Raw genomic sequence first — 10,552 nt, forward strand, 5'->3', positions numbered from 1 at the left:
TCAGAGGAGGCCGAGGGCCGGCATCAGGTAGTAGAAGGCGAAGACGGCGGAGACGGCGTACATCGGGAGGGGGACCTCGCGGCCGCGGCCGGTGGCGAGGCGCAGGACGCAGAAGGTGATGAAGCCGAAGCCGATGCCGTTGGTGATTGAGTACGTGAACGGCATCATCGCGATGGTCAGGAAGGCCGGGATCGCGATGGTGTAGTCGGACCAGTCGATGTCGCGCACCGAGTTGGCGAGGATCAGGAAGCCGACGGTGACCAGGGCGGGGGTGGCGGCCTGGGCGGGGACCATGGTGGCGAGGGGGGTGAGGAAGAGTGCCACCACGAAGAGGCCGCCGGTGACGACGGAGGCGAAGCCGGTGCGGGCGCCCTCGCCGACGCCGGCGGTGGACTCGACGAAGCAGGTGTTGGCGGAGGAGGAGGTGGCGCCGCCCGCCGCGGTGGCGATGCCGTCGATCATCAGGACCTTGTTGATGCCGGGCAGGTCGCCCTTCTCGTCCAGCAGGTGGGCCTCGTCCGCGACGCCGAGGATGGTGCCCATCGCGTCGAAGAAGCAGGACATCAGGACGGTGAAGACGAAGAGCACGCCGGTGAGGACGCCGACCTTCTCGAAGCCGCCGAACAGGCTGACCTCGCCGACCAGGCCGAAGTCGGGGGTGGCGACCGGGTTGCCCGGCCAGGCCGGAACGGTCAGGCCCCAGCTGAGGGCGGGGATGTCGGCGATCTTGTCGATCACCACGGCGGCACCGGTCATCACGGCGATGGAGATCAGGATCGCGCCGGGGACCTTGCGGACCAGCAGGACGAGGGTGAGCAGCAGGCCGAGCACGAAGACCAGGACGGGCCAGCCGGTCAGGTGGCCGCCGGTGCCGAGCTGGAGCGGGACGGTGGTGTGGGCGGCGTCCGGAATGCGGCTGACGAAGCCGGAGTCGACCAGGCCGACCAGGGTGATGAACAGGCCGATGCCGATCGCGATGGCCTTGCGCAGGCCGAGCGGGACGGCGCTCATGACCCGCTCGCGCAGGCCGGTGGCCACCAGCAGCATGATCGCGAAGCCGGCCAGCACGACCATGCCCATGGCCTCCGGCCAGGTCATCTTGGGTGCGAGCTGGAGGGCGACGATGGTGTTGACGCCGAGGCCGGCGGCGAGGCCGATCGGAACGTTGCCGATCACGCCCATGAGCAGGGTGGTCAGGCCGGCGGTGAGCGCGGTGGCGGTGACCAGCTGGCCCTTGTCCAGGTGGGCGCCGGTCATGTCCGTGGCGCTGGCCAGGATGATCGGGTTCAGCACCAGGATGTACGCCATGGTGAAGAAGGTGGCGACACCGCCGCGGATCTCGCGCGGCAGGGTGGAGCCGCGCTCGCTGATCCGGAAGTAGCGGTCCAGCACGCCGAACGGGGGCTTCGGCGCGTCGGGCTGGGCGGGCTCGGGCGACTCGGTGGTCGGCTGGGCCACGGGCATGCTGCGTCCTCTGTGGGGGGCGGAGGAGAGGGGGACCCGCCCGGGACGACGGTGGCCGGGCGACCCGGTAGGACGGGCACGAAGCACGGTGTCCTGAGCATGCCGCGACCGACCGGAGAGACAAGTATGGGTTCCCGATCGCAAGCACGCTATCTTCGCGCGTAGAACGAATAACCCCTGTAACAAGCGTGGACAGACCCGCACGGAATCGATCGGTCGTGCGCCCGCACCGTACCCTAGAGCCCATGCCCAAGACGCCGCCGCACCCCTCTCCCCCGCCGCTGGAGGCCAACGACGTCGCCATCGTCGGCGGCGGCACGGTGCTCTGGTTCGTGGCGTTCGTGGTCCTGCTCCCCTTCTGGGGCACGCTCTCCGACCACGGCCACGGCAACTGGCCGTGGATCTGCCTGGCCGGCGGCGGACTCGGACTGATCGGCCTCTGGTACTGCCGGGCCCGCCGGGACGCCATCGCGCGCAGCCGGGCCGCCGCCACGGCCGAGGCCCGGGACCCGGCCACCCGGTCGGACTGAATAGTCCTTTAGTAGCACGCATCGGACATAAGGCGCCCGTAGAGTCGGTGCCATGACGCAGCCTGCGCAGCCCGCCGAGGAACAGCCCGCCGGTGAGACTCCGGACGGCGCCCACCCCCTCGGCGTGCTCCCCGGGCGACGCGGCGGGCTGACCGCCGCCGAGGTGGCCGAACGGGTCGCACGCGGCCAGGTCAACGACGTCCCGGCCCGTTCCAGCCGCTCCGCCAAGGAGATCGTCCGGGCCAACGTCTTCACCCGGTTCAACGCGATCATCGGCGTGATGTTCGCGATCATCCTGGTCGTCGGCCCGCTCCAGGACGGCCTGTTCGGCCTGGTCATCGTCGCCAACACGGCGATCGGCATCATCCAGGAGCTGCGCGCCAAGAAGACCCTGGACAGCCTCGCGGTGATCGGCGAGGCCAGGCCCCAGGTGCGCCGGGACGGCACCCCCCAGCAGGTCGCCGTCGGCGCGATCGTGCTGGACGACACCGTGCTGCTCGGCATCGGCGACAAGGTGATCGTCGACGGCGAGGTCACCGAGGCGGACGGCCTGGAGATCGACGAATCGCTGCTCACCGGCGAGCCGGACCCGGTGCTCAAGCACCCCGGCGACCCGGTGATGTCCGGCAGCTTCGTGGTGGCCGGCGCGGGCGCGTTCACCGCCACCAAGGTCGGCCGCGAGGCGTACGCGGCGCAGCTGGCCGAGGAGGCCAGCCGGTTCACCCTGGTGAGGTCGGAGCTGCGCACCGGCATCGACAGCATCCTGCGGTTCATCACCTGGCTGCTGGTGCCGACCGCGATCGGTCTGATCATCAGCCAGCTGGCGGTGGAGGGCCGGGACTGGCGCGAGGCGGTCCGCCGGATGATCGCCGGAATCGTGCCGATGGTGCCCGAGGGCCTGGTGCTGCTGACCTCGGTGGCCTTCGCGATCGGCGTGGTCCGGCTGGGGCGCCGGCAGTGCCTGGTGCAGGAGCTGCCCGCGATCGAGGGGCTGGCCCGGGTGGACACCGTCTGCCTGGACAAGACCGGCACCCTCACCGAGGGCGGCATGGACGTCGTCGACCTGCGCGTCATCGGCGCCGAGGACGGCGGTACGCCCGACGACGGCGCCCTCAAGGAGACCGTCAAGCAGGCCCTGGGCGTGATGGCCGCCGCCGACGCCCGCCCCAACCCGTCGATGCAGGCCGTCATCGACGCCTACGGCGACGGCGGGCGACCGGACGGCGGACAGCGGGACGCCGGCGGGCGAGGCGACGGCGCGCGAGGCGACGGCTGGCGGGTGATCGAGGCGATGCCGTTCTCCTCCGCCCGCAAGTGGAGCGGCGTGCAGCTGCTGGAGCCGCGCGGCGACGAGGCCAGCTGGCTGCTCGGCGCCCCCGACGTGCTGCTGCCGCCCGGCCACCCCGCGCTGGCCGAGGTCGACGAGCTGGGCGCCCAGGGCCTGCGGGTGCTGCTGCTGGGCCGCACGCCCGTCCCGCTGGACGCCCCGGACCCGGCCGCCGGGCTGAGGCCGCTCGCCCTGGTGGTGCTCCAGCAGCGACTGCGCGAGGACGCCGCCGAGACCCTGCGCTACTTCGAGGGCCAGCGGGTCCAGGCGAAGGTGATCTCCGGCGACGCGGCCGTCTCGGTCGGCGCGGTCGCCACCCACCTCGGCCTGCCCGGCGCCGACCACCCGGTGGACGCGCGCGCCCTGCCCGCCGAACCGGAGGCCTTCGCCGACACCGCCGAGCGCACCGCCGTCTTCGGCCGCGTCACCCCGCAGCAGAAGCGCCGGCTGGTCGGCGCGCTGCAGTCGCGCGGCCACACCGTGGCGATGACCGGCGACGGCGTCAACGACGTGCTGGCGCTCAAGGACGCGGACATCGGCGTGGCGATGGGCAGCGGCAGCGACGCGACCAAGGCGGTCGCCCAGATCGTGCTGCTGAACAACTCCTTCGCGGTGATGCCCTCGGTGGTCGCCGAGGGCCGCCGGGTGATCGGCAACATCGAGCGGGTGGCCGGGTTGTTCCTGGTCAAAACGGTCTACTCGGTGCTGCTGGCGCTGCTGGTGATCTTCACCCACTCCCCGTACCCGTTCCTGCCCCGGCACTCCACCGTGCTGTCCACCCTGACGATCGGCGTGCCGGCCTTCTTCCTGGCGCTCGCGCCCAACAACGAGCGCGCCCGCACCGGCTTCGTGCGCCGGGTGCTGCGGATGGCGATCCCGGGCGGCCTCATCACGGGGACGGCCACCTTCACCGCGTACGCGCTGGCCCGCGCCAACCACGCCACCGAGCTGAAGTCGGACACCAGCGTGGCCACCCTGACGCTCTTCCTGGTGGCGATCTGGGTGCTGGCGATCGTGGCCCGCCCGTACAACTGGTGGCGGCTGCTGCTGATCGGGACGATGGGCGGGGCGTTCGCCCTGGTGCTGACGGTGCCGTGGCTCTCCGACTTCTTCCAGCTCTCGCTGGAGGGCACCCGGGACCCGTGGATCGGCGTCGTCATCGCGCTCGCCGCCGGGGTCGTGCTGGAAGTGGTCTGGCGGATCATGCGCCGCCGGACCGATGATTGACCCACGAGGCAGGACTATCCCGGGGGGTACCGGATGGCGCGCAGGGGTGGGGAGTTGGAGGCGTTCACGGCCTTCCTGGGCGGGCTGCTGATCACCGGAGTGCTGGCCCTGGCGATGGCGGGGGTCGGCGCGCTCGCCGGGATCCACCCCGGGCCGCGGCTGACCAAGGCACTGATCGGCGTGCTGACCGCCGCCTGGGTGGTGACCACCGTCGCGGTCTACCTGCGGCTGATCGCCCGCGGCCGGACCCGCTCCGGCTCCCGGTCCTGAGGCCCGGGAGCCGGCGGAAGCCGGCTCAGCCCTCGAAGTCGCGGGCGGCGGACAGCTCGTAGGCGCGGTCCGGCTCGCTGAGCGCGGCCAGCACCTCGAACCGGCGGTGCCACTGCCCGACCGACCAGGCCAGCCCGGCGGCCAGCCCCTCCGGCGTGGCGGCGTGCAGCAGCCCGGGCACCGGCGGCACCTCGAACTCGTCGTCCTCGTCCGCCTCCTCCGCGGACTCCGGGTCGTACGGCGCCTCCGGGGTGCCGGCCGCTCCGTCCCAGCGCCAGTCCACCGCGGCCTCCTCGCCGTCCGGGCCGACCACCAGCAGTTCCTCGTGCTCCTCGTAGGCGACCGGGCAGCCGGGCAGCAGCTCCCGCACCACGGCTGGCACCCGGTGCGGCGAGCCCTGGGAGAGCACCCGCCCGCCGGCCACCTCGCTGGCGAGCGAGACGTGCAGCCGCTCGGCGAGGTCGGCGGCGAGCGCCGGGGCGACCGGCAGCAGCGGGTGGTCGTGCAGCAGCTCCACCAGGTCGGGGGCGTCCGCGACGACCGCGTCGGCGGCGTCCACCACGACCGTGCGGTCGGGACGGCGGCCGGTGGCGCGGTCCAGCGGCGGCACCGCCCGCACCACGTCCAGCGGCTCGATCCGATCCGCCTCGATCCGGGCCAGCGCGCTGTGGATGCCGTGCAGCTGGCGGTGCCCGACCTCGGCGACCGGGTCGGTGAGCCGGTCCAGCACCTCGTCCGGCCCGTGCGGCTCGGCGAGCAGCGCGGCCAGCGTGGTGCGCACCCCCAGCGCGTGCAGGAACTGCTCGTCCAGGGTGGTGCGGGCCTCGTCGTACAGGCCGCGCAGCAGCGGATCGGCGCCGGCCGCGCGCAGCCCGGCGGGCTCGCGCCCGTCCAGCACCGGGTGGTCGCGCAGCCACCAGGCGGTGTACGGCGGCAGGTCGGCGTACGAGCCGTCCGGCAGCAGGGTGCGGACGGGGGTGACCACGGCGTCCCGGTACGGCGGGCGGGCCAGCGCGGCCAGCGCCTGCGGCCAGGCGTCGTCGTCCACCAGGTCCAGGTCGCGGACGGCGAGCAGCTCGGCGGCGACCGGCGGGACGCCCACGGTGTCGCCGTCGTCGGCGTGCAGCGCCTCCAGCGCGTCCTCGGCCCAGTCGGCCAGGCCGTCCGGCGCCTCGTCGATCAGCCCGGTGGGGTGGCCGCCGGCCGCCCGGTCGGCGGGGGCGGTGGGGTCGAGCCGCTCCAGGTCGTCCGGGTCGAGCACCACGTCCTCGGCGCGGACCAGCACGAACTCGGCCGGCACGCCGGTGGCGGCGAGCACCTCCGGGCCCCAGCGCTCCAGCAGGTCGTCGTCCACCCAGGCGGCGTCGTCCTCGCGCGCCAGCTCGGCGAGCGGGCTGTCGGGGAGCAGCAGCTCCCCGGCACGGGCGGGCTCGCCCTCGTCGTCGAGCAGGGCCAGCCGGGCCAGCCAGGGGTGCTCGCCGGGCGCCGGGGCGGCCGCCTTGACCAGCGACAGCACCGCCTCGGCGAGGTCGGCGGCGGTGTCCGGGTCGTCCTCGGCCAGCTCGTAGGAGCGGGCGACGGCGGCCCGCACCTCGGGCGTGTCCAGCACCCCGGCCGGGGTGGCCGCGCCGGCGCCGAGCTTGGCCAGCAGCGGGTGGGCGGCCTCCGGGTGGGCGAGCCGCAGGTCGAGCACGGCGAGCGCGTCGGCCAGCGACTCGGGGTAGCCGGGGAAGGCCGCCCAGTCGGCGTCGTCGGAGGGCAGCAGGACGCGGCGCGGGCCGGTGACCGTCCGCCCGTCGGCCAGCGGCACCGGCAGCGCGCCGAGCGCCTCCGGGTCGGCGCCGCCGAGCGCCGCGTAGAGGTTCCGCCACCAGGCCGGCTCCCGGTCCAGGCCGCCCAGCTGGTCGACCACCTCGGCGAGCGGGACCCGGCGCACGTTCAGCACCCGCAGCTCGGTGCGGCGTTCCAGACCGGCCGGCAGCAGGCCGGGGAAGATCGGCGCCAGCGCCTCGACCACCGAGCCGTCCGCGCCCTCCAGCAGCGTGGCGTCCCGGGGCCGCAGCGCGGGCGTGCCCTCCTCGACCGGCGCCGGGTGCGGCAGGAAGGGCGTGCCGGGCAGCCGGGAGAGCACGGCGGCGCGCAGCGCGTTGTCCAGCGCGCCCTGGCCGAGCGGGCCGGGCACCAGGCCGAGTGAGCCGAGGTCGCCGCCGCGGGCGCGCAGCAGGTCGGCGTAGGCGTCGGCGGCGCGCTCGGTGAGGAAGTCGGCGAGCGGACCGGGGGCGACGTGCCGGCGGGTGGAGTCCAGCGGGTAGGAGGCGATCAGCAGCGCGGGCAGGCCGAGCGGCTCGTCGCTGGGGGTGGGCGCGTGCAGCACCGGGGCGATCGCGGGGCGCTGCGGGGCGCCCTCGTCGGAGACCGGAACCGCCCAGGTCACCGTCCAGTACGGGCGGGCGCGCTCCTCGGTGGGCCGGTCGGCGAGCAGGTCGGCGGCGAGCGCCCCGGCCGCCTCGGCGGTCTGCCAGACGGTGCGCCGCAGCCCCCCGCCGGCGTCGTCCGTCACCGTCACCTCGGTGATGCCGTCGAGCTGCGGTTCGGCGGCCGACCGGGTGAGCGTACGGGTGCCCTCCGAGGTCTCCACCACCACCTCGGCCAGGCCGGGCAGGGTGAGCAGCAGCGCGTCGTCGATGCCGGTCAGCAGCCGGCGGGTGAGGTCCTCGGCGGCGGCGTCGCGCAGCGGCAGCACCACCACCGTGTCGTACCCCTCCGGCGCCGGGCCCTCGGCGGCGAACGGCAGGCGCAGCAGCGGGACGTGACCGTCCCGGCGGCGCAGCTCCTCGGCCAGCGCGGGCTGCTCCTCGGCCAGCGCCCGGCCCTCGCCGAGCGACCAGCGCACCCCGCCGGCCGCGCCGAGCACGGCGGGCTCGTCGGTCACCGCGAGGACGGCGGCGAAGCCGACGCCGAACCGGCCGACCGTGGTGTCCCGCTCGCCGCGCTTGGAGGAGGCGCGCAGGGTGGACAGCGACTCGACCGCGGCGGTGTCCAGCGGAGCACCGGTGTTCGCGGCGGCCAGGACGCCGTCCGCCAGGGTGAGCCGCAGCCGGCCGGGACCGTGCCCGGCGCGGACGGCCGCGTCGGCGGCGTTCTGCGCCAGCTCGACGACCAGCCGGTCGCGGTAGCCGCCGAGGGCCAGCTCCTCCTCGGCGTTGGCGTCCTCCCGGAACCGGGCCGGGGAGGCGGCCCAGGCGTCCAGCACCCGGCGGCGCAGTTCGGCGCAGCCGAAGGGGTCCGCGAGGTGCTCGTCCGTGCCGCTGCCGATGATCCGAGGTTCCACTGGACCTGCCGCCTTCCGCCGCCCTGTTGTGCCCTACGGGGGCATTCTTCCCTGCCGGAAGGACTGCGCCGGACACGCCCCCGGCGCAGGGCCGCGCCCGGCCGGAACGACGGCGGCCCGACCCACCGGGTGGGGCGGGCCCCCGGAGTGGGCCGGCGCTCAGGAGTGGCCGAGCTCCTCGGTGGGCGCGTCCGGCTCGACCGAGCCGGAGAGCCGGTCCGGGTGCAGCGGCATCGGCTCGACCACCAGCTCGTCCAGGATCAGCTCGGCGGGCGCCGGCGGGGCCGGGATGACGGCGGCCTCGGAGTGCCCGCCGCAGCCGTACGCGAAGGAGACGATCTGGCCGTCGGCCGGGCCGAACTCGTTGCCGCAGACGCCGAAGGCCTGGCCGAGCGTGCCGCCGATCGGGATCAGGAAGCCGCAGCTGACGCAGGAGGCCGGGGCGGACTGCGCCATCGGCGACTGCGGGCCGTGCGCCTTCTCCCAGCGGTCGGCGGCCAGGTGCATGCCGAGCCGGGACAGCACCCGGCTGCGGCCCAGGCCCAGCTCGTCGGCGACGGCGCTGATCTGGGCGCGCACCGGCGCCGGCTGGATGTCCGGGTCGGAGACCAGCACGTCCTCCTGCGCGGCCTGGGCCACCGCGGAGTTCGGCGCGGGCTCGTCCTCGCCGGTCCAGCCCGGCTCCAGGCGCACGTCGTCGGCGTCGGTGGGGAGCAGGTCCCCCGGGCCCATGTCGCCCGGGCGCAGCCGCTCGCTCCACGGCACCCACTGCGGGGCGAGGATCGCGTCGGCGCCGGGCAGCAGCACGACCTCGTCCAGCGTCACGTTCTTCGCACGCGGGGCGCGGGCCACGGTGACGGCCCAGTGCCAGCCCCGGTAGGCCGCGTCCAGGCACTCGAAGGTGTGGGTGACGACACGGTCGGCCTCGGCCTGGACACCCAGGTGCGCTCCGACGGTCTCGGCGCCGACGGCGTCCTCCGCGGCCTGACGGGCGAGTTCGACGGCCTCGGCACAGAGCCGATCAGGGGTACGGCTTCGCATCGCAGCACTCACGGCGTCGATTCTCTCCCAGTTCTTCTGTCGCCCACGGCGAGTTGCCTGTATCCGTCGCGGCTCGGGTTCCCTCATCCATTCTGCGCGACCGCGGGCCGCCGCGGATACCGGCCGCGCCGCTCGTCAGGTCCGCCGGCGCCGGTCGGGCCCTCGGGCGGACCCTGGGCAGGCTACCCGTCGGTCGGCCACCCGGCACAGTCCGGGGCGCCCGGAGTGGCCCCGGAACGTCCTGAACGGGAACGCCGGCCGTCGGCCGCGCGGCGCGGAGCGGAATCCCGCGTTGCCGTCCCGATTCTGGGGCAGGATGGGCTTGTGGCGGACGAGAACCCGTCGCAGCACGCACTGCGCGCCTCGCAGACCGGCAGCCCCGACGAGGCGAACGCCGTGCCGCGACAGCAGCCTCCGGTCCACTCCGCGGACGAACCGCGGTCGGTGGACCCCTCGCCACTGCCCGCCGTCGACGGCCCCGGGGACGGCGAAGCGTCCACGGCGGAAACGGCGAAAACGGCGGACGCGGAGGAAACGGCGGACGCGGAGGAGCCGCGACGGCACTTCCTGGTCCGCACCGCCTCCGCGGCCGGCTCCCGCACCGGCAAGGTGGTGCACGGCACCGGCCGCCGGATCCGCCGGGCCACCGCCGCCGAGGGCGCCGGCGAGTCCGGTCTGGCCAAGCTCATCGAACTGCACGCGCTGAACGCCTTCGGCGACATGCTGATCACCGTGGCGCTCGCCTCCACCATTTTCTTCTCGGTGCCCACCGGCGAGGCCCGCGGCCGGGTGGCGCTCTACCTGCTGGTCACCATGGCCCCGTTCGCCGTGCTGGCCCCGGTGATCGGCCCGCTGCTGGACTGCCTGCCGCACGGCCGCCGGGCCGCGATGGCGACGTCGATGCTGGCCCGCGCGGTGCTCGCCTGGACGATGGCCGGCGTGGTGTCCGGCGGCGGTCTCGCGCTCTACCCGGAGGCGCTCGGCGTGCTGGTCGCCTCCAAGGCGTACGGGGTGGTGCGCAGCGTGGTGGTGCCCCGGCTGCTGCCCGCCCGGCTCTCCCTGGTGAAGGCGAACTCCCGGGTCACCCTGGCCGGACTGCTGGCCACCATGGTCGCGGCCGGCGTCGGCGGGCTGCTGCACCTCATCGGGCCGGGCTGGCCGCTGCGCGGCGCCTTCCTGGTGTTCGTCGCGGGCACCCTGATGGCCTTCCACCTGCCGCACGAGGTGGACTCGGCCAAGGGCGAGCAGCGCGCCGTGCTGCACTCCGAGGAGCACCCGCCGGGCCACCTCGGCCTCCGGCACGGCCGCGGCGGCGCCCGGGCCCCCGGGCCGGCGGACGCCGGACAGCGGCCCAGGGCCTCG

At 75.0% G+C, this 10,552-nt stretch carries 7 protein-coding genes; 4 read left to right on the forward strand and 3 right to left on the reverse strand.

Annotated features, from left to right (window positions below):
* Complete coding sequence (locus ABD308_RS30400; protein WP_344342011.1) at positions 1 to 1,464, reverse strand: NCS2 family permease; 1,464 nt, start codon at positions 1,462 to 1,464, stop codon at positions 1 to 3.
* A gap of 245 nt (positions 1,465 to 1,709) precedes the next feature.
* Between ABD308_RS30400 and ABD308_RS30405 the strand changes: the two genes are divergently transcribed.
* The 3 genes from ABD308_RS30405 to ABD308_RS30415 are packed head-to-tail and all read left to right on the forward strand — an operon-like array spanning position 1,710 to position 4,818.
* Positions 1,710 to 1,994: a DUF2530 domain-containing protein gene (locus ABD308_RS30405; RefSeq protein ID WP_344342014.1), complete on the forward strand. Its 285-nt coding sequence runs from the start codon at positions 1,710 to 1,712 to the stop codon at positions 1,992 to 1,994.
* A 52-nt stretch (positions 1,995 to 2,046) separates the two neighbouring features.
* Positions 2,047 to 4,548: an HAD-IC family P-type ATPase gene (locus ABD308_RS30410; protein WP_344342017.1), complete on the forward strand. Its 2,502-nt coding sequence runs from the start codon at positions 2,047 to 2,049 to the stop codon at positions 4,546 to 4,548.
* Between the two features lie 33 nt (positions 4,549 to 4,581).
* Positions 4,582 to 4,818 carry a hypothetical protein gene (locus tag ABD308_RS30415; protein WP_344342020.1) on the forward strand — a complete coding sequence of 79 codons (237 nt, stop codon included), beginning with the start codon at positions 4,582 to 4,584 and terminating at the stop codon, positions 4,816 to 4,818.
* 25 nt (positions 4,819 to 4,843) lie between these two features.
* Here ABD308_RS30415 and ABD308_RS30420 read toward each other — a convergent pair whose 3' ends face one another.
* A complete protein-coding gene (locus ABD308_RS30420; RefSeq protein ID WP_344342023.1) occupies positions 4,844 to 8,149 on the reverse strand; it encodes a sacsin N-terminal ATP-binding-like domain-containing protein in 3,306 nt (1,101 codons plus the stop codon).
* A 159-nt stretch (positions 8,150 to 8,308) separates the two neighbouring features.
* Positions 8,309 to 9,190, reverse strand: a complete 882-nt coding sequence (locus tag ABD308_RS30425) for a DUF3027 domain-containing protein (protein ID WP_344342026.1) — start codon at positions 9,188 to 9,190, stop codon at positions 8,309 to 8,311.
* A 324-nt stretch (positions 9,191 to 9,514) separates the two neighbouring features.
* Here ABD308_RS30425 and ABD308_RS30430 point away from each other — a divergent pair.
* A partial coding sequence (locus ABD308_RS30430; RefSeq protein ID WP_486327040.1) for an MFS transporter occupies positions 9,515 to 10,552 on the forward strand: 1,038 nt, incomplete at its 3' end.

This window comes from Kitasatospora putterlickiae, assembly GCF_039527695.1.
Classification (GTDB): Bacteria; Actinomycetota; Actinomycetes; order Streptomycetales; family Streptomycetaceae; genus Kitasatospora; species Kitasatospora putterlickiae.